The 22,982-nt window shown below is 71.6% G+C and carries 21 protein-coding genes and 1 tRNA gene; 13 read left to right on the top strand and 9 right to left on the bottom strand.

Translation table 11 applies throughout. The annotated features are described in order from the left end of the window. Positions 1-198 precede the first annotated feature (198 nt). The 4 genes from SCNRRL3882_RS25875 (at position 199) to SCNRRL3882_RS25860 (ending at position 5,037) form a co-directional block, all read left to right on the top strand. The gene (locus SCNRRL3882_RS25875; protein ID WP_010047903.1) at positions 199-1,524 is read left to right on the top strand and encodes an ABC transporter substrate-binding protein; all 1,326 of its coding nucleotides are present in this window, start codon (positions 199-201) and stop codon (positions 1,522-1,524) included. Positions 1,525-1,529: 5 nt separating this feature from the next. Continuing rightward, positions 1,530-2,543, top strand: a complete 1,014-nt coding sequence (locus SCNRRL3882_RS25870) for a carbohydrate ABC transporter permease (RefSeq protein WP_010047904.1) — start codon at positions 1,530-1,532, stop codon at positions 2,541-2,543. Positions 2,544-2,555: 12 nt separating this feature from the next. Next, complete coding sequence (locus tag SCNRRL3882_RS25865) at positions 2,556-3,473, top strand: carbohydrate ABC transporter permease (protein WP_029181740.1); 918 nt, start codon at positions 2,556-2,558, stop codon at positions 3,471-3,473. Positions 3,474-3,600: 127 nt separating this feature from the next. Further along, complete coding sequence (locus SCNRRL3882_RS25860) at positions 3,601-5,037, top strand: GH1 family beta-glucosidase (RefSeq protein ID WP_010047906.1); 1,437 nt, start codon at positions 3,601-3,603, stop codon at positions 5,035-5,037. Between the two features lie 61 nt (positions 5,038-5,098). On the opposite strand, the gene SCNRRL3882_RS25855 is transcribed toward SCNRRL3882_RS25860, so the two are convergent. From SCNRRL3882_RS25855 to SCNRRL3882_RS25830, 6 genes are all read right to left on the bottom strand, one after another. Next, positions 5,099-6,415 carry a glycoside hydrolase family 36 protein gene (locus tag SCNRRL3882_RS25855; RefSeq protein WP_010047908.1) on the bottom strand — a complete coding sequence of 439 codons (1,317 nt, stop codon included), beginning with the start codon at positions 6,413-6,415 and terminating at the stop codon, positions 5,099-5,101. Positions 6,416-6,435: 20 nt separating this feature from the next. Beyond that, positions 6,436-7,323, bottom strand: coding sequence for a carbohydrate ABC transporter permease (locus SCNRRL3882_RS25850; RefSeq protein WP_010047911.1), 888 nt, complete (start codon positions 7,321-7,323; stop codon positions 6,436-6,438). Then, entirely contained in the window at positions 7,320-8,294 is a 975-nt protein-coding gene (locus tag SCNRRL3882_RS25845) for a carbohydrate ABC transporter permease (protein ID WP_010047913.1), read from the bottom strand. The genes SCNRRL3882_RS25850 and SCNRRL3882_RS25845 overlap by 4 nt, the downstream gene beginning before the upstream one ends. Further along, positions 8,291-9,604 (bottom strand): ABC transporter substrate-binding protein, encoded by a 1,314-nt coding sequence (locus tag SCNRRL3882_RS25840; protein WP_029181741.1) that lies wholly within the window; start codon positions 9,602-9,604, stop codon positions 8,291-8,293. Before SCNRRL3882_RS25840 ends, SCNRRL3882_RS25845 begins: the two co-directional genes overlap by 4 nt. A gap of 237 nt (positions 9,605-9,841) precedes the next feature. Further along, on the bottom strand, positions 9,842-11,245 hold the full coding sequence (locus tag SCNRRL3882_RS25835) for a sensor histidine kinase (protein ID WP_010047917.1): 1,404 nt from the start codon (positions 11,243-11,245) through the stop codon (positions 9,842-9,844). Beyond that, positions 11,242-11,943, bottom strand: coding sequence for a response regulator transcription factor (locus tag SCNRRL3882_RS25830; RefSeq protein ID WP_010047919.1), 702 nt, complete (start codon positions 11,941-11,943; stop codon positions 11,242-11,244). Before SCNRRL3882_RS25830 ends, SCNRRL3882_RS25835 begins: the two co-directional genes overlap by 4 nt. A 131-nt stretch (positions 11,944-12,074) precedes the next feature. Here SCNRRL3882_RS25830 and SCNRRL3882_RS25825 point away from each other — a divergent pair, with 131 nt between their 5' ends. Further along, positions 12,075-12,593, top strand: coding sequence for a hypothetical protein (locus SCNRRL3882_RS25825; RefSeq protein WP_029181742.1), 519 nt, complete (start codon positions 12,075-12,077; stop codon positions 12,591-12,593). A 13-nt stretch (positions 12,594-12,606) separates the two neighbouring features. Here the strand turns inward: SCNRRL3882_RS25825 and SCNRRL3882_RS25820 are convergent, their stop codons facing one another. After that, positions 12,607-13,476, bottom strand: a complete 870-nt coding sequence (locus tag SCNRRL3882_RS25820; RefSeq protein WP_010047923.1) for a spermidine synthase — start codon at positions 13,474-13,476, stop codon at positions 12,607-12,609. A gap of 68 nt (positions 13,477-13,544) precedes the next feature. Then, positions 13,545-13,952 (bottom strand): hypothetical protein, encoded by a 408-nt coding sequence (locus SCNRRL3882_RS25815; protein ID WP_010047925.1) that lies wholly within the window; start codon positions 13,950-13,952, stop codon positions 13,545-13,547. A gap of 297 nt (positions 13,953-14,249) precedes the next feature. Between SCNRRL3882_RS25815 and SCNRRL3882_RS25810 the strand changes: the two genes are divergently transcribed. Beyond that, complete coding sequence (locus SCNRRL3882_RS25810; RefSeq protein ID WP_010047926.1) at positions 14,250-15,704, top strand: hypothetical protein; 1,455 nt, start codon at positions 14,250-14,252, stop codon at positions 15,702-15,704. A 51-nt stretch (positions 15,705-15,755) separates the two neighbouring features. Here SCNRRL3882_RS25810 and SCNRRL3882_RS25805 read toward each other — a convergent pair whose 3' ends face one another. Beyond that, positions 15,756-16,349, bottom strand: coding sequence for a histidine phosphatase family protein (locus SCNRRL3882_RS25805; protein ID WP_010047927.1), 594 nt, complete (start codon positions 16,347-16,349; stop codon positions 15,756-15,758). Between the two features lie 191 nt (positions 16,350-16,540). Between SCNRRL3882_RS25805 and SCNRRL3882_RS25800 the strand changes: the two genes are divergently transcribed. The 7 genes from SCNRRL3882_RS25800 to SCNRRL3882_RS25770 all read left to right on the top strand — a co-directional run bounded on the left by SCNRRL3882_RS25800 (position 16,541) and on the right by SCNRRL3882_RS25770 (position 22,953). Further along, positions 16,541-17,494, top strand: a complete 954-nt coding sequence (locus tag SCNRRL3882_RS25800) for a phosphatase PAP2 family protein (protein WP_010047928.1) — start codon at positions 16,541-16,543, stop codon at positions 17,492-17,494. Beyond that, positions 17,445-18,575 carry a hypothetical protein gene (locus tag SCNRRL3882_RS25795; RefSeq protein WP_029181744.1) on the top strand — a complete coding sequence of 377 codons (1,131 nt, stop codon included), beginning with the start codon at positions 17,445-17,447 and terminating at the stop codon, positions 18,573-18,575. The genes SCNRRL3882_RS25800 and SCNRRL3882_RS25795 overlap by 50 nt, the downstream gene beginning before the upstream one ends. Further along, the gene (locus tag SCNRRL3882_RS25790; protein ID WP_010047933.1) at positions 18,566-20,158 is read left to right on the top strand and encodes a hypothetical protein; all 1,593 of its coding nucleotides are present in this window, start codon (positions 18,566-18,568) and stop codon (positions 20,156-20,158) included. Before SCNRRL3882_RS25795 ends, SCNRRL3882_RS25790 begins: the two co-directional genes overlap by 10 nt. Beyond that, positions 20,155-21,489, top strand: coding sequence for an AAA family ATPase (locus SCNRRL3882_RS25785; protein WP_010047935.1), 1,335 nt, complete (start codon positions 20,155-20,157; stop codon positions 21,487-21,489). The genes SCNRRL3882_RS25790 and SCNRRL3882_RS25785 overlap by 4 nt, the downstream gene beginning before the upstream one ends. 295 nt (positions 21,490-21,784) lie before the next feature. Next, positions 21,785-22,153 carry a hypothetical protein gene (locus SCNRRL3882_RS25780; protein WP_010047938.1) on the top strand — a complete coding sequence of 123 codons (369 nt, stop codon included), beginning with the start codon at positions 21,785-21,787 and terminating at the stop codon, positions 22,151-22,153. Positions 22,154-22,289: 136 nt separating this feature from the next. After that, entirely contained in the window at positions 22,290-22,889 is a 600-nt protein-coding gene (locus SCNRRL3882_RS25775; RefSeq protein WP_010047940.1) for a bifunctional DNA primase/polymerase, read from the top strand. Then, a tRNA-Lys gene (locus SCNRRL3882_RS25770) sits at positions 22,880-22,953 on the top strand. The genes SCNRRL3882_RS25775 and SCNRRL3882_RS25770 overlap by 10 nt, the downstream gene beginning before the upstream one ends. The last annotated feature ends 29 nt before the right edge of the window (positions 22,954-22,982 follow it).

Raw genomic sequence — 22,982 nt, 5'->3', positions numbered from 1 at the left:
ACGCATCTCTCGCTGTCCGGTCCCTTGACACCCCCGCCCCGACCGGAGAACCTTCAACACATCACCGGTGGGAGCGCTCCCACAGTACCTGACACATACACAACCCGCACGTTCCCCACCCGAGCCGCAGCGAGTAAAAACGGGTCCAACAATGCAGTTGGCCGGGGGGTCGGCACGTCAGGGCAACAGGAGGACGACATGCGAGCACGCATCCGAACCGCCCGCAAGGCGATGGTCGTCGCGGCCGTCGCATCGCTGGGCGCCGGGCTGCTGGCCGGCTGTGCCGACGACGGCGGAGACGACAGTTCCGGTTCCTCGTCCGGCGACGGCGGCGGCAAGACGACGATCTCCGTGGGGCTCTTCGGCACCATGGGCTTCAAGGAAGCCGGCCTCTACGCCGAGTACGAGAAGCTCAACCCGAAGATCAAGATCGCCGAGAACGTCGTCGAGCGGAACGAGAACTACTACCCGGCGCTGCTGAACCACCTCACCACGAACAGCGGTCTGCTGGACGTCCAGGCCGTCGAAGTCGCCAACATCGCCGAGGTCACGGCGACCCAGGCCGACAAGCTCGAGGACATGTCGAAGGCTCCGGGCGTCGACAAGAGCAAGTGGCTGCCCTGGAAGTGGCAGCAGGCCACCACCAAGGACGGCAGGACGATCGGCCTCGGCACCGACGTCGGCCCGATGGCGATCTGTTACCGCACGGACCTCTTCAAGCAGGCCGGTCTGCCCACCGACCCGGCCGAGGTCGGCAAGCTGTGGGCCGGTGACTGGGCCAAGCTCGTCGAAGTCGGTGAGCGCTACAAGTCCAAGGCCCCCAAGGGCACCTTCTTCATGGACTCCCCCGGCGGTTTGATCCAGGCCATCCTGGGCAGCGAGAAGGAGAAGTTCTACGACGCCTCCGGGAAGGTCATCTACAAGACCAACCCGGCCGTCAAGGCCGCCTTCAACCTGACCGCGGAGGCCGCCGCGAAGGGCCTCGTCCAGTCGCAGACGCAGTTCCAGCCGGGCTGGAACTCCACGATCGCCAACAACAAGTTCGCCGCGATCGCCTGCCCGCCGTGGATGCTCGGCACGATCAAGGGCAACGCCAAGCCCGAGGCCGCCGGCAAGTGGGCCGTGGCCACCGCGCCCAAGGGCGGCAACTGGGGCGGCACCTTCCTCACCGTGCCGAAGAGCGGCAAGCACGTGAAGGAGGCCCAGAAGTTCGTGACCTGGCTGACCGCGCCGGAGCAGCAGGCGAAGCTGTTCAAGGTGCAGGCCAGCTTCCCGAGCGCCCCGTCCGCCTACACCATGCCCGAGGTGACCGGCGCGACGAACGAGATGACCGGTGACCAGAAGATCGGCCCGGTCTTCGCGGAGGCCGCCAAGGCCGCCCCGGAGCAGGTGATCGGCCCGAAGGACCAGATCATCATGCAGGGCCTGACGGACAACGGCGTCATCCTCGCCACGAAGGGCAAGTCCGCCCAGGAGGCCTGGGACTCCGCGGTCAAGACCATCGACAACAAGCTGGACCAGTGACCCGTATGGCCACCCGTCACGACACCGCCGCGCCCCCCGTGGAGGGGGGCGCGGCCCCGGGCCGCCCGCCCGGGGACGCCGCGGCCGTGGAGAAGGAGCGCCGGCGCCGGGACCGGCTGTCCCGCCGCTGGCAGCGGGACATCCGCTGGAGCCCGTACGCCTTCGTCTCCCCGTTCTTCCTGCTGTTCATCGCGTTCGGCCTGTTCCCGCTGATCTACACGGGCTGGGCCTCGCTGCACCAGGTGGAGCTGACCGCGCCGACCGACATGAACTGGGTCGGGCTGCGCAACTACACCCGGATCTTCGACGACGAGTTCTTCTGGAACGCGGCGAAGAACACCCTGACCATCGGCATCATCTCCACCGTCCCGCAGCTGCTGATGGCGATGGGCATCGCCCACATCCTCAACTACAAGCTGCGGGCCTCGACCTTCTTCCGGGTCGTGATGCTCGCGCCGTACGCGACGTCGATCGCCGCCGCCTCGCTGGTGTTCGTGCTGCTCTTCGGCCGTGACTACGGCATGATCAACTGGGCGCTCGACATGGTCGGCATCAACCCGGTCGACTGGCAGAACGACAAGTGGCCCTCGCAGATCGCCGTCTCGTCGATCATCATCTGGCGCTGGACCGGCTACAACGCGCTGATCTACCTGGCCGCGATGCAGGCGATCCCGCAGGACCTGTACGAGTCGGCGGCGCTGGACGGGGCCAACCGCTGGCAGCAGTTCATCCACGTGACGCTGCCGGCACTGCGACCGACGATCCTGTTCACGTGTGTCGTGTCGACGATCGGCGCGAGCCAGGTCTTCGGCGAGCCGCTGCTCTTCGACGCCAACAAGGGCACGTCCGGCGGCGCGGAGCACCAGTTCCAGACGCTCGGTCTGTATCTGTACGAGCAGGGCTGGGTCGCCCAGCACCTGGGCCGTGCCTCGGCGATCGCCTGGACGATGTTCCTGATCCTGATCGTCATCGGGGTCGTCAACTACGTCATCTCGCGCCGGCTGCGCGCCAGTAGTTAAGGAGTGGTGGCCGTGACGACGACTGTGACGCCCCCCGACGCGCCGCCGCCCGGTGCGCCCGCGAAAGAGTCCAAACGCCCGCGTCTGCCGAAGTCGGCACGGGCCGGCGGGCAGCTGCACGGCGGTCCGATCGCCTACGCGATCCTCATCGTGTTCACCATCGTCTCGCTCTTCCCGCTGGTGTGGACGGCGATCGCCGCCTCCCGTGACAACCAGCGGCTCGCGCAGACGCCGCCGCCGTTCTGGTTCGGCTCCGGCCTGTTCGACAAGCTGGAGATCGCCTGGAATGAAGCCAATCTGGGTGAGGCGTTCTTCAACACCACGATCGTGGCGGGTGTTTCGGCGCTGGTCGTCGTCTTCCTGTCGACGATCGCCGGTTTCGCCTTCGCCAAGCTGCGGTTCAGGGGCCGGGGCGCGCTGATGCTGATCGTGATCGGCACGATGATGGTGCCGCCGCAGCTGAGCGTGATCCCGCTGTACATGATGGTCGCCAAGCTCGACTGGACGGACCAGTTGCAGGCGGTGATCTTCCCCTCGCTGGTCAGCGCGTTCGGTGTGTTCTTCATGCGGCAGTACCTGATCCAGGCGCTGCCGGACGAGATCATCGAGGCCGCCCGGGTCGACGGGGCGAGCAGCTGGCGCGTGGTCTGGCACGTGGTGTTCCCGGCTGCCCGGCCGGCGATGGCCGTGCTCGGGATGCTGACGTTCGTGCAGACGTGGAACGACTTCATGTGGCCGTTCCTGGTGCTGACCCAGATGGGCAACCCGACCGTGCAGGTCGCGGTCGCGGGCCTGGGCCGCGGCTACACGCCCGACCAGTCCCTGATCATGGCGGGCGCGCTGCTGGGCACGCTGCCGCTGCTGCTGGTCTTCGCGATCTTCGGCAAGCAGATCGTGGGCGGCATCATGCAGGGCGCCGTCAAGGGCTGACGCCTCGTCCGTTCTCCCAGGGTTCTTCCAGGGTGCCGGGTCAGCGCCGCCCCGGCCCCTGTTCCTCCCTCCTCCCCCCTCCCTCTTCCCCCCTCGCCTCTCCACGACCTCCAATGGGAGCGCTTCCATGCCTGACTCCGAGAACCCGGCCGCTGCGGTGACCTTCCCTCCCGCCTTCCTCTGGGGCGCGGCGACCTCCGCGTACCAGATCGAGGGCGCGGTGCGGGAGGACGGCCGTACGCCGTCGATCTGGGACACCTTCAGCCATACGCCGGGCAAGACGGCCGGCGGCGACCACGGTGACATCGCTGTCGACCACTACCACCGCTACCGCGAGGACGTGGCCCTGATGGCGGAGCTGGGCCTGGGCGCCTACCGCTTCTCCGTCTCGTGGTCGCGGGTGCAGCCGACCGGCCGGGGTCCGGCCGTCCAGAAGGGCCTGGACTTCTACCGCCGGCTGGTCGACGAGCTGCTGTCCAAGGGCATCAGGCCGGCCGTCACGCTCTACCACTGGGACCTGCCGCAGGAGCTGGAGGACGCGGGCGGCTGGCCGGAGCGTGACACGGCGTACCGTTTCGCGGAGTACGCGCAGATCGTCGGCGAGGCGCTGGGCGACCGGGTCGAGCAGTGGATGACGCTCAACGAGCCGTGGTGCAGCGCGTTCCTGGGCTATGCCTCCGGGGTGCACGCCCCGGGCCGGACGGATCCGGCGGCGTCGCTGCGTGCCGCGCACCATCTGAACCTGGCGCACGGGCTGGGCGCGTCGGCGCTGCGGTCGGTGATGCCGGCCCGCAACACGGTGGCCATCAGCCTCAACTCCTCGGTGGTCAGGCCGCTTTCGCAGAGCCCGGCGGACCTGGCGGCGGCCCGGAAGATCGACGACCTGGCCAACGGCGTCTTCCACGGCCCGATCCTGCACGGCGCCTACCCGGAGTCGCTGTACGTGGCGACGGCGGAGCTCACGGACTGGAACCACGTCCTCGACGGCGACCTGACGCTGATCAACCAGCCGCTGGACGCGCTGGGCCTCAACTACTACACGCCCTCGCTGGTCTCGGCGGCCGACCCGGCGGCGAAGGAACCCCGCGCCGACGGCCACGGCTCCAGCGACCACTCGCCCTGGCCGGCCGCGGACGACGTCGCCTTCCACCAGACGCCCGGCGACCGCACCGAGATGGGCTGGACGATCGACCCGACCGGCCTGCACGAGCTAATCATGCGCTACACCCGGGAGGCACCGGGCCTGCCGCTGTACATCACCGAGAACGGCGCGGCCTACGACGACAAGGTCGACTCGGACGGCCGGGTGCACGACCCGGAGCGCGTCGCCTACCTGCACGGCCACCTGTCGGCGGTCCGCCGCGCGATCGCCGACGGCGCGGACGTCCGCGGCTACTTCCTGTGGTCCCTGATGGACAACTTCGAGTGGTCGTACGGCTACGGCAAGCGCTTCGGCGCGGTGTACGTGGACTACGCGACGCTCGAACGCACCCCGAAGTCCAGCGCCCACTGGTACGCCCGGGCGGCCCGGACGGGCACGCTGCCGGAGGTGGAGGCGGTCTAGCCACTGCGGAGGCGGGGGGACGGGGCGCGGCACTGATAGGGGAGTGCCGCGCCCCGGCATGTCAGGAGACGCCGCGTGGTGTCAGCAGTCGGCGGGTCGTCGTCACGCCCCACTCGTCCAGGGACAGCAAGCGGTCGCTGGAGGCCATCAGGCCGCCCGTGGACTCCACGTGTGCCGCCCACTGTTCGCGGGTCTCGACAGCGGGGCGGGCCATCAGGCAGTCGGGGTCGTTGGTCCAGAGGCGGTCGTGCTGCCACTGGCGGGCCGCGCCAGTGAACTCGGCCGGGTCCTGGCCCGGCTGGGAGTAGTCGTCCGCCTCGGGGCGGCGGTGCGGGGCCGTGTCGGGGCTGACGCGCATGGCGTCGAAAAGGCCGATGGAGGGGAGCATCGGGGCGCCGCAGCCCAGGAGGTAGGAGTCCGGGCCGATCGCGTCGCGGATCAGGCGGATGCCCCCGCGGTACGCCGTCAGGGGGTCGACGTCCGCGTGGCGGAGGCCGGCCAGGGCGCCCGCGTAGAGGAAGTCGGTCTTGAAGTAGTCGTAGCCCTCGGCGCGCAGGGTCGTGAAGACCTCGGTCAGGTACGCCGCCGCGTCCGGGTGGGTGGTGTCCAGGACCCGCAGGTCGTGGCCCCAGTTGCGGCCGGCGTGGGCGAAGCCGCCGGCGGTGTCCCGGACCAGCCAGTCGGGGTGTTCGGCGGCCAGGTCGCTCGCCGGGTCGACGAGGAAGGGAGCCGTCCAGATGCCGGCGCGGCGGCCGCGGGAGCGGATCTTGTCGGCGATTCCGGCGCGGGAGCGGAAGCGTCCGGAGAGGGTCAGCCAGTCGCCGAGTGCCTGCTGGTAGCCGTCGTCGATCTGGACGACGTCGACGGGCAGGTCGAGGGTGTCCATCGCGCGGAGGTTCTCGTGGATGTCGTCCTCGGTGACGTCCGTGAAGTACTCGTACCAGGAGCACCAGACGCTGGGCGCCGGGCGCGGGGCGTCCAGTCCGAGACTGCCCGCCCAGTCGCGCAGCACCGACTGGACGTCCTCGCCCGTCCACTCCTTCACCGGGCCGTCGGCACCGACCTCCGCGACCCCGTCCCGTACGGCGAGCCGGATCGACGGCACCTCGCGCGTCGGCTCGGCCGCCGCCCACAGCCGGACCGGTGCGCCGTCGCCGGGGTCGAGCGCGAGCAGGCCCTCGCCCTGGAAGACGCCGGCGGGGACGGTGACGCCGGGCCGGTAGCAGACCGTGGCCCAGTTGGCGTTGGCCGGACGGTGGGGAGCCGCGCCCAGGGCGTAGGCGCCGCTGGGGCTCCAGGACTGCCAGCCCTCCTCGTGGACACGGGCCTGGCGGAGGTCGACGGGCACGGAGGCCAGCGGCGTGAAGGGGTGGTGCACGGTGCTCTCTTTCGGAAAGGTCAGCCCTTGTTGGCGCCCAGGGTCAGGCCGCTGACGAACTGGCGCTGGAGCACGAAGTAGACGATGAGGGTGGGGATCGCGGTGAGCAGGGCTCCGGCGGCGACCAGGTTGGGGTCGGTGAAGTACTGCCCGGAGAGGTTGTTCAGTGCCGAGGTGATCGGCATGTTCTCGCCGGTGGAGATCAGGACGATGGCCCAGAAGAAGTCGTTGTAGATCCAGATGGACAGCAGGGTGGCGAGGGCGGCCATCGCGGGCTTGCACAGCGGCAGCACGATCTGCCAGTACAGGCGCCAGACGGAGGCGCCGTCGACCAGGGCGGCCTCGGTCAGTTCGTGCGGCAGCGAGCGCATGTAGTTGCTCAGCACGAACGCGCAGAAGCCGGACTGGAACGCCACGTGGATCAGGACCAGGCCGAGCGCGGAGTCGTAGAGCTTGCCGCTCATCGTGATGCCGGGCAGGTCGATCAGCAGGTACAGCCGGTACAGCGGCGTGATGATGACCTGCTGGGGCAGCAGGTTGCCGGCGGTGAAGACCAGCAGCAGGGCCAGGTTGAGGCGGAAGTCGAAGCGGCTGACGTAGAAGGCGACCATCGACGACAGCAGCAGCGTCAGCAGCACGGCCGGCACGGCGATGATCAGCGTGTTGCCGAAGTAGTGGAGCATGTCCGACTGCTGGAAGGCGGCGGTGAAGTTGTCGAAGCTCAGCTTGTCGGGCCAGGAGACATAGCCCTTCGTGCTGGTCTCCGAGTAGGGCCGCATCGCCGCGAGCAGCGCCCACAGCAGGGGCGCCAGCCAGGCCAGCGCCGTGACGACGAGGAAGGTGTGCAGCAGGATCCGGGCGGGGCGGACGGGGGTGCGCTGCTTGTGAGCGTCGGCGACGGTGCTCATGCGCGCCGCTCCTTCCGGAAGGTGGCGATCAGGTACGGGATGATCACCGCGAGCGAGATCACCAGCAGGACGACCGCGATGGCGGAGCCGTATCCGATCCGGCTGGACTCGCCGATGATGTTGTTGGTCACCAGGATCGACAGCAACTCCGTGCCCTGGGCGCCCTTGTTGAAGACGAAGACCAGGTCGAAGGCGCGCAAGGCCTCGATGATCGTGACGACCAGGACGACGGTGTTGGTGGGCCGCAGGGTCGGGAAGACGACGTTCTTGAACGTCTGCCACTCGTTGGCCCCGTCCAGCGCGGAGGCCTCGCGCAGGGCCGGGTCGACGCTCTTCAGGCCGGCCAGGTAGAGGATCATCATGTAGCCGGCGTGCCGCCAGGAGGCGGCGACCAGGATGGCCCAGAGGTTGAGGTCCGGGTCGCCGATCCAGTCGATGTAGTGGCCGGGCTTGTTGGCTCCGATGAGGCTGTTGATCAGGCCGGTGTCGGGGTTGTAGATCAGTTGCCAGACGAAGCCGATGACCGCCAGCGACATCACGACCGGCAGGAAGAACGCGGTCTGGTAGACGCGGCTGAACCGGATCTTCTTGTCCAGTTGCACGGCCAGGAACAGGCCGAACGGCGTGGGCAGCAGGATGAGCACGACGAACCAGATGACGTTGTGCTCGACGGCGGGCCAGAACTGCGGGTTGCTGGTGAACAGCTCCTTGAAGTTCTGCAGGCCGACCCACTTGATGGAGTCGAAGCCGATGCCGTCCCAGGTGGTGAAGGCCAGCGCGATGGAGGCGAGGGCCGTCAGCCACACCAGGGCGACGTGCAGGATCGTCGGCACGCCCGCCATCAGGCCGAGCGTGATGCGGTCGCGGCGGGTCAGCAGGCGACGGTGGCCCGTCGAGCTCTTCGCGGGAGCGGCGCCCGGAGACGGCGCGGGGACCGTCTCCGGGTTCTCGGTGGAGGTGTCGGTGCTCATGAGGACGCGAAGATCGTCTTCTTCTGACGCTCGATCGACGAGAGGATGCTGTCGACGTTCTTGGGGTTGCGGATGAAGTTCTGGAGCGCGGGCTGCATCACCGTGGAGGTGAAGTCCGGACGGGAGTCGCGGTCCATGAACTGCGTGAGGCTCTTCGCGCTGGAGATCATCTCGAAGGACTTCTTCTGGAGCGCGGTGTAGGAGGCGGTGTCGGCCTTGGTGGAGGCGGCGACCACGCTCGAGTCGGCCTTGAGGTAGATCTGCTCGGCCTCGGGGGTGCCCAGGTACTCCAGCAGCTTGACGGCGCCGTCGTGGTTCTTCGGGGCCTTGGAGAGCATGAAGCCGTCGGTGGGCGCCTCGACGGTGTCCTGGCCGAACTGCGGGTCGATCTCCGGGAAGGCGAAGAAGTCGAGGTCGTCCAGGTCGGCCTTGTTGGTGAACTGCTGGCCGACGAAGGTGCCCAGCAGATACATGCCGGCCTTCTTCGCCACCAGGGTCTGGGCCGCGTCCTGCCAGGTGCGGCCCACCGCGCCGTCCTGGTGGTAGGGGAGGATCTCCGTCCAGTGGTCGAAGACCTTGCGCACCTTGGGGTCGGTCCAGGCGGCCTTGCCGGCCATCAGCTCGACGTGGAAGTCGTAGCCGTTGGTGCGGAAGTTGATCTGGTCGAAGGTGCCCATCGCGGGCCAGGCGTCCTTGTCGCCGAAGGCGATCGGGACCAGCCCGTCCTTCTGCATCCGCTTGCACAGGGCGACGAAGTCGTCCCAGGTGGTGGGGACCTTGTAGCCGTGCTGGGCGAAGACGCTCTTGCGGTAGAAGACCGCCCACGGGTACGTGTACAGCGGCACGAAGTAGTACTTGCCGTCCTCGCCCTTGCTGAGCTTCTTCATCGCCTCGGGGAAGTTCCCGCCGATCTTCTGCCACACGTCGTCGATCGGGGTGGCCAGCTTCTTCGACGCGAAGAACTGCATGCGGTAGCCGGCGAACCAGGTGAAGACGTCGTCGGGCGTGCCCTGGAGGTAGGAGTTGATCTGCTCCTGGAACGTGTTGTGGTCCTTGGTGTTCACGTCGACCTTGATGCCGGACTTCTTCGTGAAGGCGGCGTAGATCTCGGCGAACGCCTTCTTCGGCACCGCGTCCGAGGAGTTCGAGCCGAGGCTGACCGTCTTCGGGTCGGCGGCCGTGCCGCTGCCGCCACAGGCGCTCAGCAGGGGTATGCCGGCACCGAGCAGGGCCGCGCCACCTATGCCGCGCAGCAGAGTGCGGCGGCTGGGAGCGGTGAGGGAGAGTCCGGAAGGAGAGAGGTCGTGCATGAACGGCTCCTGGGGGCAGGGTTCGGCCACGAGGGTGTGGCGTGAAATCCGGTCTTAATCGACCAGAAATCAACTTGACCGAACACGGTGGCGCAATAACAGCCGTGTGTCCGGTCATGCGTCAAGGGCCGTCGACTTCATTTGTCGAAATGTGACCGACCCGTGAACACCAGACGTCCTGGGAGGATCAGGTCCTGGGACGGGACCGGGAGGACCGGCCGAAGAGAGAGGCAGCCGTCAGAGAGAGCGGGAGCGGTTGTATGCAGCGACCAGCCCGCCCCGCCGCCGGCGCCGCACCGGCCCACGGTGCCCCCTGCTGCTCGCCGGCGCCCGCCCGTCCAGCTGGATCCAGATCCGCACCTCGGTCCCGCCGAGCACCGAGGAGCCGATCCGCACGTCCCCGCCGGTCGACTCCGCGAGCCGGCGCACGATGTCCAGGCCGAGCCCGGTCGAGCCGTCGCTCCCGGAGCCGCGGCCCCGCGCCATCGCGGCCTGTGGGTCGGATATGCCGGGCCCCGCGTCGGACACGAGGACGATCACCGCGTCCTCGCCGTTGTGCACGTCGACCGCGAAGGCGGTGCCCTCCGGGGTGTGCCGGAAGACGTTGCCCAGCAGCGCGTCGAGCGCGGCGGCCAGGTCGGCGCGGGCCACGGGTATGCGCACCGGCCGGTCGGCCCCGGCCACCCGCCACTTGCGGCCCTCGTCCTCCGCGAGCGCCGACCAGAACGCCATCCGCTCCCGCACCACCTCGGCCGCGTCGCACCCGGCACCCGGACCGGCCGCGGCCGTCTGCGGCTTGGCCTCCCGGGCCGTACGGATGATGGTGTCGACCTCACGCTCCAGCTGCTCGACCGCGGTCCGGGTCTGCTCGGCGGCCGGTCCCTCGCCGAGCGAGGCGGCGTTGAGCCGCAGCACGGTCAGGGGCGTGCGCAGCCGGTGGGACAGGTCGGCCGCCAGCTCCCGTTCGTTCGCCAGCAGTTGGACGACCTGGTCGGCCATCGAGTTGAACGCCACCGCGGCGAGCCGCAGTTCGGTCGGGCCCTCCTCGGGCACGCGCGCGCCGAGCCCGCCCTCCCCGAGGTCGCGTGCCCCCTCGACCAGGCGCTTGGCGGGCCGGACCATCCGCACGCCCAGCCGGTCGGCGACGGCGACCGAGCCGAGGACCAGCGCGACACCGACCCCGGCGAGCACCGCCCAGGCCGTGCCCACGCCGTTGGTGACCTCGGCTTCCGGCACGTACACCTCGACGACCGCGATCTCGCCGGTGCTGAGCGCGACCGGCTGGAGCAGCGTCGAGCCGCCTGCGACGCCGGTGGTGGAGGCGCGGCCCAGTTTCCGCACGGCCGCGATGTCCTCGTCGGCGGCGCGCTGCCGCCCGAGCTCCAGGGCCTCCTGGCCGTCACCCGCCGGTATGTGCACGGCCATCCCGGCGTCGGAGCCGGCAGCGGCCACGACCCGTTCGAGCTGGTCGCGGTCGGTGGTGATGGACAACGCCGGGGCGACGACCGCCGCCTCCCGCTCGGCGCCCGAGAAGGCGCGGTCCCGGGCCATCTCGCGGATGACGAGTCCGAGCGGCACCGCGAAGGCGAGCACGACCATGGTGGTCACCGCCAGCGACACCTTGACCAGGGCCCACCTCATCGCGGCGCCTCCGCCCCCGGCGGTTCGAGCTTCACACCGACGCCCCGAAGGGTGTGCAGATAGCGGGGGTTCGCGGCAGTTTCGCCCAGTTTCCTGCGCAGCCAGGACAGATGGACGTCGATGGTCTGGTCGTCGCCGTACGACTGCTGCCACACCTCGGCGAGCAGTTCCTTGCGGGGGACGACGACACCGGGCCGGCGGGCCAGGAAGGCGAGCAGGTCGAACTCGCGGCGGGTCAGGTCGAGCCGCGCACCGTCCAGCTCGGCCCGGCGGCGCAGCGGGTCGACGGTCAGGCCGCCGACCCGGAGCACCGACACCTCCCCCTCTCCCGCGCCGGAGCGGGCGCGGCGCAGCACGGCCGACATCCGGGCCGACAGGTGCTCGACCGAGAAGGGCTTGGTCAGGTAGTCGTCCGCCCCGGCGTTCAGCAGCCGGACGATCTCCGCCTCGTCGTCCCGGGCCGTGGCGACGATCACCGGCACGTCCGTGATGCCGCGCAGCATCTTCAGGGCCTCGGACCCGTCGAGATCGGGCAGCCCGAGGTCCAGGACCACCACGTCGAAGCGGACATGGGCGACCTCGCGCAGCGCCTCCAGTGCCGTCCCCACGCTGCGTACGGTGTGCGAGGCGTCGGTCAGGTGCCGGATGAGCGCCGAGCGTACGAACTGGTCGTCCTCGACCACGAGCACACTTGCCATGCGCCGCACCGTACGCCATCTCGAACAGCCGGGTGCGGGCCTGTGGACAACTCCCCGCCTGGGGACGACCGGCCCCCGCGTACTCCCGTTCGGGGACAACGCGTGGGACACGTGAGGCAGTATGACCGGCGATGCGCAGAGGACTCGTGCACGTACTGGCCTGGCTGCTCGCCACGGGCGCGGCGGTCACGCTGTCGTGGTGGGGTGTCCACACGGTGCTGGCGGGCACGGCCTACGACCCGCCGCGCGCCCTGCCCATCAAGGCGGCCGAAGCGTCCAGGCAGGAGTCGAAGGCCCCGGCCACGCCGTCGGAACGGACGAGTCCGCGACCGCGCCGGACGCCGAGCGCACCGCCCGCGGCCAGAACGCCGAGCCCGCCCCCCACACAACCGCCCAGTCCCTCCCCCGCCGCCACCTCCACGGCCGCCGGCGAGGTCAAGAGCTACGACACCGACGGCGGCCGGGCTGTCTTCGACCTGGGCAGGACCTCCGCGTCCCTCGTCTCGGCCACTCCCGGTGCGGGCTGGTCGATGCAGGTGTGGAAGACGGAGTCGTGGATCCGCGTGGAGTTCTCCTCGGGCGCGGACCGGGTGTCGGTGTTCTGCACCTGGCACGACGGACCGCCGCGCGTGGAGATCGGGACCTACTGAGTGCCGTACGGGCTCACCGGAACACCGAAGCGGGCGGCGCGGGCGACGCCACCGCCGCGATGTCCGTGACGGGTGCGGCCCCGCCGGTGAAGTCGGTGAGGGTCCTGCCGTACTCGACCCGGCCGGGGTGCGGGTCGGAGGCGGCGCGGCGGGTCAGTTCGGCGACGGGCAACGGCTGGTCGGAGGCGACCAGGACGGCGTTCCCGAAGCGTTTGCCGCGCAGCACCGTCGGGTCGGCGACCAGCGCGAGCTGTTCGAAACGGGCGGCGGCGGTGGCGATCTGGCCGCGCAGGTGGGCCAGCGGCGGCCCGTCGGCGAGGTTGGCGGCGTAGATCCCGCCGGGCTTGAGGGCCCTGCGTACGTCGTCGAGGAACTCGGTCGAGGTCAGATGGGCCGGGGTGCGGGCCCCGCTGAACACATCGGTGATGACCAGGTCGGCCCAGCCGTCCGGCACCTTGGCGAGCCCCTCGCGGGCGTCGACGGACCGCACCCTGATGCGCGCGTTCGCGTCCAACGGCAGTCGGCGGCGGACCAGTTGCACGAGGGCGGCGTCCCGTTCGACGACCTGCTGGGTGGAGCGGGGCCGGGTGGCGGCGACGTAGCGGGCGAGGGTGAGCGCGCCGCCGCCGAGGTGCACGGCGTGCACGGGCCGGCCCGGCGGGGCGACGAGGTCGATGACATGCCCGAGCCGGCGCTGGTACTCGAAGGACAGGTACGCCGGGTCGTCCAGGTCGACGTGCGACTGCGGGGCCCCGTCGATCACCAGGGTCCAGCCCCGGGCCCGGTCGCGGTCGGGGATGAGCTCGGCGAGCCCGCCGTCGACGCTCTCGACGACGGCTTCCGCACCGGCCTGCCTGCGCCGGCCGCTCCTGGACTTTCCCATTGGGTCATTATCGGGGGCGGCCTGTTAAGCAGGACGTACGCTCCCCCGGGCGGCGGTGCCTCGGCGCCTCAGCGGCAGCCGTCCGCCGCCCTGATGGTCCGGGCCGCCTCCCCGAGGGCCTTGCGCAGCACCGCCGGGTCCGTCGCGAGGTCCGCCTCCCCGGGCGGCAGCAGCCAGTCCGAGCCCGCCACCGGAGACTCGGGGGCCAGGGGCAGTCCGCGTCCGTCGGTCCCCGTGCACGTGCTCCCCGGCACGTCCCACGCCGCGGCCGTCCCCGGCGGCACGAGGAAGCCCAGTGTGGCACCGCCGTCGTCGTGCAGTACGGGCCCGACCGCTTCCCCGGTCCCGCGCCGCAGGATGTCGACCGCCTCCAACCCCTGCCGTGCCGGCACGGTCACGACATCACAGCCGGCCGGCGGCGTGCTCGGCGGCCTGCTCGGCGGTGTACGAGGATCGTTGATCTGGCTGGTCTCCATCCCGGCCTCCACCACGGAACCCCTGCTTGGACGAGCGGTCGGGAGTCGGGGGCCTCCCGGTCCACAGGGTTCAACGCGGCAGACCGTCAACGGCTACGGCGGAAGTCAGCCGCAAAGGATGGCACTTCATGGCAGATCACGGATGAGATATCCGGTTTGTAGCCAAACCCAGCGTGAGGACTCCGGCACAGCAGGTACGTTCTTGCTCGCCGGACACGGGGCAGACCATACGGGACAATGCGTACAACTCGCCCCAAACCCGGCATGGTTCGACGGTTCGCACGAGAGGACCCGGCCATGGCGTCGTCAACGGTGACCTCGTCTCAACCCAACCGGCCACCGCGGCCCAACCTCGCCTTCCGGCACCTGCGCGGACAGCGCTCGCCGGCCGAGTTCGCCGCGGCGATCCGCCGGGCCGCTCTGGAGATCGGCGAGCAGGTCAGCTGTGACGCGCGGTACATCGGCCGGGTCGAGGCGGGCGAGATCCGCTGCCCCAACTACGCGTACGAACGGGTGTTCCTGCACATGTTTCCTGGCCGCACACTCACCGACTTGGGGTTCGCGCCCCGCTCGTCGGTACGCGGACGCCGGGCGCGCGACACCGAGGACGCGCCCCTGATGTGCACCGCGAACCCCCCGGCGAACGCCACGACTGAGACCAGCGGGGCGTGCGAGCCGTATGAAACGCAGAACCCGTACGACCCGTACCACCCGCACGACACCTACGAGGAGAGCGACGTGCTACGTCGCGCATTCATGACCGGCGGGGGCGCCACGGTGGCCGCCGCCTCGCTGGGGCCCGTCGGCCTCGCCCTCGACGCCGCGGCGGCACAGCGCCCCGTGCGCCGCGCCGGGGCGAGTGACGCGGGCGCCCTGGAAGAAGCCGTCCGCCGCATCCGGCTGCTCGACGACCGGCACGGGGCCGATGGCCTCTACCGCCGCGCCGCGGCCCCGCTGCGTGCCGCCTACGCCCTGTTGGACGCCGGTACGACCCGGCAGACGACGGCGGACCGGCTCTACTCGGGCGCCGGTGAACTGGCCATCTCCGTGGGCTGGCTGGCGCACGACTCCGGGCGCTTCGACGACGCCCGCTCCCACTACGCGGAGGCGCTGGCGACCGCCCGGATGACCGGCGATCCCGGCCTGGAGGCGCACGCCTTCTGCAACACGGCCTTCCTCGCGCGCGACGCGGGCCGGCCGCGCGAGGCGGTCCGGGCCGCCCAGGCCGCGCAGCGTGTAGCCCGGCCCGTGGGCTCGGCCCGGCTGATGTCGCTGCTCGCGCTGCGCGAGGCGGGCGGCTGGGCGGGCCTCGCCGACCGCGCCGGCTGCGAGCAGGCGCTGGCCCGGGCCCATGCCCTCTTCGATCGGGGCCCCTCGGACGCCGACCCCGAGTGGATGTCCTTCTACGGAGAGGCCGAACTGGAGGGCCTGGAGGCGCAGTGCTGGTCCACGCTCGGCGACTGGCCCCGGGCGGCACGGCACGCGCGGCGGGCGGCGGAGCTCCAGGATCCGCACTTCACGCGGAACATCGCGCTGTACACGGCGGAGCTGGCGGACGACCTCGCGCGGGGCGGTCGGCCGGACGAGGCCGCCGTGGCGGGGATGCGGGTGCTGGATCTGCTGGAGGAGGTCCAGTCGTCCCGGATCCAGACGATGCTGGCGGCTACGGCACGGGTGTTGTCACCACACCGGCGAACTTCGGGGGTGTCGGCGTTCTTGGAGAGGCACGCGTCGTCGCCGAGGATGACCTAGCGGCGGGCAGTCGTGCCGCCGGGACGGCACACGTCCCGGCGGGCGGCACGGCTACACGAGATGGCCGAGATCGTTCCAGCTCTCGATCGCCGGCTCCCCGTAAGCCCACCCGAGCACCGACAGCGACGTCGGATTCAGCCGTATTCGCGCCGCGAAGTCGATCGGCAGGCCCAGCCACCGCGCCCCGATGGAGCGCAGGATGTGCCCGTGGGCGAAGACCAGGACGTCCCGGTCCTCGGCGCGCGCCCAGGAGACCACCTCGTCCGCCCGCTCCGTGATCCCGGCGAGGGTCTCGCCCTCGGGAACACCGTCGCGCCAGATGAACCAGCCGGGCCGGACGGCCTGGATGTCCGCCGGCGTCATGCCCTCGTACGCCCCGTAGTCCCACTCCAGCAACGCGTCCCACGCCCGCGCGCGGTCGCCGAAGCCGGCCAGTTCGCAGGTCTCACGCGCGCGTGCCAGCGGGCTGGTGCGCACCTCGACGCCGGGCAGGCCGTCGTACGGCGCCCGGTGCAGGCGCTCGCCGAGCAGCTTGGCCCCGCGCCGGCCCTCCTCCAGCAGCGGCACGTCGGTCCTGCCGGTGTGCTTGCCGGACAGCGACCACTCGGTCTGTCCGTGCCGGGCCAGCAGGATGCGCGGAGCCATGGGGGACCTTTCCGGGAGAAAAACGCGAGCGGAACTCCACCATCATCGCGCACGCTGGTCGCGGGCAACCCGGGGGGCGATCTCTGCGTCTTTGAGGTCCGGAGGGCGCCCCCAGGGCGCGCACGTACGCCGTAAAGTGGCACGACCGACCGGCCGGGCGCCGCGTGGAGACGAAGGGGGAGGGCGATCGGATGCCGCACACCGAGACACCGGGCACCGAGGCGGCCCCTGCGCTCCGGCTCCGCTGGTGGACGGAGCTGCCGCTGATCCTGCTGGTGTACGCGTGCTACACGGCGGGCCGGCTCCTCGCCCGGGGCGACGTGTCCGGGGCGGTCGACAACGGCCTGGCGCTCCTGCGCGCCGAGAAGGCGCTGTATCTCAACTTCGAGCACCCGCTCAACCGCCTCTTCACCCAGGAGGCGTGGATAGGCATACCGGCGGACTTCTGGTACGCGTCGCTGCACTACCTGGTCACGCCGGCGATCCTCGTGTGGCTGTTCCGCTCCCGCGCGGTGCGGTACCGCGCCGCGCGCACCTGGCTGATGACGTCCACCCTCATCGGCCTGATCGGTTTCACACTGCTGCCGACCTGCCCGCCCCGGCTCCTCGACGCGAGCCACGGCTTCGTGGACACGATGGCGCAGTACAGCTCCTACGGCTGGTGGGGCGGCGCGGCGAGCGCGCCGCGCGGCATGGGCGGCATGACCAACCAGTACGCGGCCATGCCGAGCCTGCACGTGGGCTGGGCACTGTGGTGCGGAGTGATGCTCTGGCGCTACGGCGGTACGCGCACCGCGAAGGCCGCCGGTGTCGCCTACCCGCTGATCACGACGATCGTGGTCATGGGCACCGCCAACCACTACTTCCTCGACGCGGTCGCGGGCGCGGCCGTCATGGGTGTCGGACTGCTGCTGGCGCCGGTCGTGATGCGCACGGCGGACCGGGTCGGGGCGCGTTTCGTGCCGCGTGCCGCGCCGGTCACGGAGGCATCTCCGGCCGCAGGTTCCCCGATTGTCAGTGCCGGATGCCAGACTTCCGCGGGTGAGCGAATTCCACGGCAGCGCGAGTCGCGGTTCGGAGCGGGAGCCGAGCCGAGTGCCTCCCCCAAGGACGCGGGGGACGGCGCTCCGGCACCGGCTCGCTGAGCTGCGCGGTCCCGACGTACCGGCGAAGGCCCTGGACGCGCGCGCGTTGGCGGCGCTGGCCGCCAACCCCGGGTGTGCGCGGAGAGCGATCCTCGACGGCGCCGGGGTGAACAAGGCGGCGCTGGCGAGCGCGCTGGGCTCGCCGTCGGCCTTCGGGCAGTCCCAGTTCGCGCTCACGCGGGGCAACGCCTTCGAGGCGAAGGTCAAGGCCGACGGCGGCGCCGAGCTGCTGCGGCTGGTCCACGAGAAGCTGGACCGGACCGCCGAGCCGCCCGCCGAGGCGCGCGTGCCCGACCTGACCGCCACCGGTCCCCAGGGGCGTACGGCCCGTACGGCGCTGGAGCTGCGGGAGGCCACCGCGCACCCGGGCGCGTGGACGCTGCTCGACCACCCGATGCTCGCGCTGGACGTCGCGGGCTCGCCCGCGTTCCTGGAGCCGGACGCGGTGGTGGTGCACCCGGACGGCAGCTGGACCGTGGTCGAGATCAAGTCGTTCCCGCTGCTGGACGGTTCGGCCGACCCGGCGAAGGTCGGGGCGGCGGCCCGGCAGGCGGCGGTGTACGTGCTGGCGCTGGAGGAGGTCGCGGCCCGGGTTCAGGACAGGGCTCCGTCCCCGCGTGTGCGGCACCGGATCCTGCTCGTCTGCCCCAAGGACTTCTCCAACCTGCCGGCCGCGTCCGCCGTGGACATCCGCAAGCAGCGTGCGGTGACGGCCCGCCAGCTGAACCGGCTGACCCGCATCGAGGACATCGCCGAGGCGCTCCCCGAGGGCACGTGCTTCTCCCCCGAGCTGCCCGCCGACGAGCTGACGGCCGCCGTCGAGTCCGTTCCGGCGACGTACGCGCCGGAGTGCCTGTCGGCGTGCGAGCTGGCCTTCCACTGCCGGGCCCGCTCCCGCGAGACGGGCGCGGTGACCTCGCTCGGGCGGCCGGTGCGGGCGGAGCTGGGCGGGCTGACGACCGTGGAGGACGTCCTCGCGGCGGCCCACGGCGAGGCGGGCGACCCCGGCGACCCGGCGGTGTCGGCCCTCAGGCGGGCGGCGGCCCTGCGCGCCGAGGCACTGGAGGCGGCGTGTCGCTGATCTCCACGCTGGCCCGCCTCGAAGCCGTCAGCACGGGCCGCGCCCAGCCCGCCGCGACGGTCCGGCACCGGCACCTGTCCGACCACCCGCTGGTGTTCGTGCCGCTCACCACCGCCGGTGAGGCCGGCGCCCCGCTCGGTGCGCTGGTCGGCACCGACCGGGACGCGCCGCGTCTGCTGGTCGTCCCGCAGCCCCGCGACCGCGACCTCAGGTTCGCGTTCCTGGCCGAACTGGCCGACGTGGTGCTGCCGTACGTCGACGCGTACGCCGAGGTCGTGGAGGCCGCCGAGCGCACCGAGACCGACCCGGAGACCGGCAAGCGGGTCAAGGTCGAGGTCGACCTGTGCGCGGACGCGCCGCAGCTGATCGTGCCGAGCCGGGCGGGTATCGACCTGGTGCGGCTGCTCGGGCGCTCCATGCGATTCCGGCGGACGGCCGAGCAGGAGCCGGAGGCTCCGTATCCGGCGCCGCCCCGGGTGCCGCTGCTCGGGCGGTGGCTGACGCACTTCGGGGAGCGGGCCCGGGTGCCCGGCTCCTCACTGCTGCTGGCCATGACGGACGTACTGGGACGGCACTGGGCGACCGGGCAGTCCACGCTGGAGGATCAGCACCTGGGGGCGCTCCTCGCCTGGATCGATCCGCCGGAGGGCCTGACCGGCGCCGAGGCGGCGCTGCGGGCCGAGTTGGAGCGGGACGCGAAGGGCCAGCTGACGTGTCCCCCGGCCGGTCCCGCCACCGACCCGGCGTTCGACAACAAGCTGCTCGCCCCGGCCATCGAGCGCTACGACCGTGCCCGCACGGCCCTGGCCGCCGCCGAGGACGGTCTGGAGGCCGACGACCGGCTCGGTGCGCTGACCGCCGCCGAGCGGGAGATCCGGGACCTGGTGCTCAGCCGCACCCGGCCCACCTGGGAGAAGGTGTGGCAGGGACTGGACCTGCTGCGGGAGCTGCCCGAGGGGGCGCACGTCGAGGAGCGCTGGACCCGCGACCGCTGGTCCTTCACGGGCCACCGCGACCGGGTCCTGGCCGGCGAGCCGCCCCAGCCGCGCCGCGACGACGCGGTCACGGCGGCGAACAAGCTCGCCACGCGTGAGCGCGAGCAGGCCCGGCTGGAGGCCCAGGAGGCTCTCGACGACCCGCTGGTCATGGCGGGACGGCGGCTGTCCGGGGAGGCGTTCGCGGGTGAGGTCACGGACGTCGTGATGGCGTACAGCGAGGGCAAGCGGCCCAGCCCGCGCCCCCTGGTCACGGTCCACACGGACGACAGGCCGCATCTCGGGGAGCGGACGAAGGTGTACCGGTCGCTGGCCGGGAAGCCGCAGTCGGCGGAGTTCGTCGGGGCCGAGGAGGACGGCGCGTACGTCGTCCTGCGGATCCTCGACAAGATGGGCCGCGGCAAGGAGCCCGAGCCGGGGTCGGTGCCGGAGAAGGGCGACCGGGTCTGCTTCACGCTCTTCGAGCACGAGCAGCGGGGCGGCGCGAAGCTGCCCGACCCGGAGGAGACACCCTGGACGCACGGCGGGCCGCCCGGTGAGGCGACCCTGGAGGCCGCCGACCCGGTGACCGCGGAGGACCTGCTGTGACGACGCTCTTCGATCCCTCTGCCGCCGCGGCCCAGGCCACCGACGCGATCCTCCACGACACGCTGCACGGCACCGCGCGCGGTGTCGTCGTCGACTCCCCGCCCGGCGCGGGCAAGTCCACGCTCGTGGTCCGCGCGGCCCTGGAACTGGCCGCGGCCGGCCATCCGCTGATGGTGGTGGCGCAGACCAACGCCCAGGTCGACGACCTGGTCCTGCGGCTCGCCGAGAAGAACCCCGAACTGCCGGTGGGGCGGCTGCACAGCAGTGACGCCGACCCCTACGACAAGGCACTCGACGACCTGGAGAACGTCCGCAAGTCGGCGAAGGCGGCCGATCTCGCCGGGCTGGCCGTGGTGATCTCGACGGCGGCGAAGTGGGCGCATGTGAAGGCCGACGAGCCGTGGCGGTACGCGATCGTCGACGAGGCGTACCAGATGCGCTCGGACGCGCTGCTCGCCGTGGCCGGGCTGTTCGAGCGGGCGCTGTTCGTGGGTGACCCGGGGCAGCTCGACCCGTTCGCGATCGTCGGCAGCGAGCAGTGGGCGGGGCTCACCTACGACCCGTCGGCCTCGGCGGTGACGACGCTGCTCGCGCACAACCCGGACCTGCCCCAGCACCGTCTGCCGGTGTCCTGGCGGCTCCCGGCCTCCGCCGCTCCCCTGGTCTCGGACGCCTTCTACCCCTACACGCCGTTCCGCAGCGGCACCGGCCACGGCGACCGTCGCCTCTCCTTCGCCGTGCCGTCGGACGGCTCCGGCCCCGACCGGGTGATCGACGAGGCGGCCGAGTCGGGCTGGGGCCTGCTGGAGCTGCCCGCCCGGCACACCCCGCGCACGGACCCGGAGGCGGTACGGGCGGTGGCGACGGTGGTACGGCGCCTGCTGGACCGGGGCGGCGCGGCGACCTCGGAGCGCTCAGCGGACCCGACGCCCCTCACCGCGGACCGGATCGCCGTCGGCACGGCCCACCGCGACCAGGCGGCGGCGGTACGTGCCGCCCTGGCCGACCTCGGCGTCACCGACGTGGTCGTGGACACGGCCAACCGGCTCCAGGGCCGCGAGTACGACGTCACGGTGGTCCTGCACCCCCTCTCCGGCCGCCCCGACGCCACGGCCTTCCACCTGGAGACGGGCCGCCTGTGCGTCCTGGCCTCCCGCCACCGGCACGCCTGCATCGTCGTCTGCCGCGCCGGGGTGACCGACCTCCTGGACGACTATCCGTCGACGGAGCCGGTGCAGCTGGGGACCGTGGTGAAGTTCCCGGACGGGTGGGAGGCGAATCACGCGGTGCTGGCGCATCTGGCCGAACATCGCGTGTCCTGGCAGCCGTGACGAACACCGGGTGCTGTGGCGGCCATGATCCACACCAGCGGACACCCCGCCCCCGCCGGCCGGAGGCCGGCACGCCGCCGGAGGCGGCCGGTGAAAGCAGCCCGGACGGGTGGGAGGCGAATCACGCGGTGCTGGCGCATCTGGCCGAACATCGCGTGTCCTGGCAGCCGTGACGAACACCGGGTGGTGTCGCAGCCGTACCCACTACCGCGATGCCCACTTGCGCGCCCGCGAGACAATGGACGGTGGCCCACTCCACCGGGAGGGTCAGCGCGACGTACGAGGAGGAGTAGACATGGCGGAGCCCACGCCGCGTCGGAACGAACCGCGGCTACGCCCCGCGCCCCTGCTCTTCGAGCCCGCGGAGGCGGCCTCCGACCCTGAGCACTTCTTCGATCTGGAGTCGATCGACGATCCCCGCGCGTTGCTGTCCCGCGCGACGGAGCTGACGCTGGCGTTCCGGGCCGCGGCGGACCGGGCACTGGAGTTCCAGGCGATCGCGGCGGCGCAGCTGGCCGATCCGCGGCGGTTCGACCGGCTGACGACCGCGGACATCGCCGAGCGGGCCGAGTGGACCGAGGACTACGCCAAGAAGATGGTCGAGTTCGGACGGGACCTGATGCGGGGCGGCGGCGAGGGCCGGGGGCCCGTCGACCCGGTCTGAGACCCGGGCGCTGCGCCGCCTTGCCGATCTCCGTGGCATATGCCAGGCGGGCAAGATACTCCCTCCCACCCCCTCCTGTCCCGATTTCCCGCAACCCTCGGGAACCGCGCGTTCACAGCCGGTAGATGTTGGTGCCATGAGCAGCGCATGGAACGCCTCCTATGTCACCCCGGACGGGGCCGCCTGGCTCGCCTCGGCAGGAACGTATCCGCGGAGCACGCTCGCCCTCTGGGAGGAGCGGCCGGCCGCGCCGGTCGTCCTGCCCTGCGGGGCGGTCTTCGACGTCGTCAGCGCGCCCGCGATGTTCGGCCGGCGGATGCTCGACCGGCTGTGGGACGACGGGCCCGGCTCGGGGCCGGTCGCCGAGTTCCGCGGCCGGATGCTGCTGTTCGCCGCGCCCGGCACGGCCCAGCGGCTGCCGGCGCTGCTGGAGTGGGAGGAGTGGGGCAGGCGCGAGGGGGACACCGGGGACCTCGGCCGCACGGACGGGGTCCCGCCCCTGCTGTGCCACGGCACGGGCGACGCGGTGACCGTCCCGGCACCGGCGGACGACGCCTCCCCCAGCCGCTCCGGCGCCCGCTGGCTCGTCGCCCCGGACACCCGCCAGCCCTGGCTGCCCGGCCCCGAGGTACTGCTGTGGGCGGCCGTCCGGGCGGCCCGTTCGGCCGTGCGCATATCGATTTTTCCTCCCGCCGACCAGGGTGCTAAGGTCTACGACGTCAGCAGGCGCCGCTAGCTCAGTTGGTTAGAGCAGCTGACTCTTAATCAGCGGGTCCGGGGTTCGAGTCCCTGGCGGCGCACAGACAGTGAAGGGCCCCTCGCGAGAGCG

The organism is Streptomyces chartreusis NRRL 3882 (genome assembly GCF_900236475.1).
In the GTDB taxonomy this organism is placed as follows: Bacteria; Actinomycetota; Actinomycetes; order Streptomycetales; family Streptomycetaceae; genus Streptomyces; species Streptomyces chartreusis_D.
The sequence above is the reverse complement of the archived record's forward strand: the minus strand, read 5'-3'. Positions and strand labels throughout refer to the sequence as shown.

Excerpts from the sequence above, each read along its gene's own strand:
- SCNRRL3882_RS25875 (WP_010047903.1), top strand. The coding sequence starts at position 199 with ATGCGAGCACGCATCCGAACCGCCCGCAAGGCGATGGTCGTCGCGGCC.
- SCNRRL3882_RS25870 (WP_010047904.1), top strand. The coding sequence starts at position 1,530 with ATGGCCACCCGTCACGACACCGCCGCGCCCCCCGTGGAGGGGGGCGCG.
- SCNRRL3882_RS25860 (WP_010047906.1), top strand. The coding sequence starts at position 3,601 with ATGCCTGACTCCGAGAACCCGGCCGCTGCGGTGACCTTCCCTCCCGCC.
- SCNRRL3882_RS25850 (WP_010047911.1), bottom strand. The coding sequence starts at position 7,323 with ATGAGCACCGTCGCCGACGCTCACAAGCAGCGCACCCCCGTCCGCCCC.
- SCNRRL3882_RS25845 (WP_010047913.1), bottom strand. The coding sequence starts at position 8,294 with ATGAGCACCGACACCTCCACCGAGAACCCGGAGACGGTCCCCGCGCCG.
- SCNRRL3882_RS25840 (WP_029181741.1), bottom strand. The coding sequence starts at position 9,604 with ATGCACGACCTCTCTCCTTCCGGACTCTCCCTCACCGCTCCCAGCCGC.
- SCNRRL3882_RS25835 (WP_010047917.1), bottom strand. The coding sequence starts at position 11,245 with ATGAGGTGGGCCCTGGTCAAGGTGTCGCTGGCGGTGACCACCATGGTC.
- SCNRRL3882_RS25830 (WP_010047919.1), bottom strand. The coding sequence starts at position 11,943 with ATGGCAAGTGTGCTCGTGGTCGAGGACGACCAGTTCGTACGCTCGGCG.
- SCNRRL3882_RS25825 (WP_029181742.1), top strand. The coding sequence starts at position 12,075 with ATGCGCAGAGGACTCGTGCACGTACTGGCCTGGCTGCTCGCCACGGGC.
- SCNRRL3882_RS25820 (WP_010047923.1), bottom strand. The coding sequence starts at position 13,476 with ATGGGAAAGTCCAGGAGCGGCCGGCGCAGGCAGGCCGGTGCGGAAGCC.
- SCNRRL3882_RS25815 (WP_010047925.1), bottom strand. The coding sequence starts at position 13,952 with ATGGAGACCAGCCAGATCAACGATCCTCGTACACCGCCGAGCAGGCCG.
- SCNRRL3882_RS25810 (WP_010047926.1), top strand. The coding sequence starts at position 14,250 with ATGGCGTCGTCAACGGTGACCTCGTCTCAACCCAACCGGCCACCGCGG.
- SCNRRL3882_RS25805 (WP_010047927.1), bottom strand. The coding sequence starts at position 16,349 with ATGGCTCCGCGCATCCTGCTGGCCCGGCACGGACAGACCGAGTGGTCG.
- SCNRRL3882_RS25800 (WP_010047928.1), top strand. The coding sequence starts at position 16,541 with ATGCCGCACACCGAGACACCGGGCACCGAGGCGGCCCCTGCGCTCCGG.
- SCNRRL3882_RS25780 (WP_010047938.1), top strand. The coding sequence starts at position 21,785 with ATGGCGGAGCCCACGCCGCGTCGGAACGAACCGCGGCTACGCCCCGCG.
- SCNRRL3882_RS25775 (WP_010047940.1), top strand. The coding sequence starts at position 22,290 with ATGAGCAGCGCATGGAACGCCTCCTATGTCACCCCGGACGGGGCCGCC.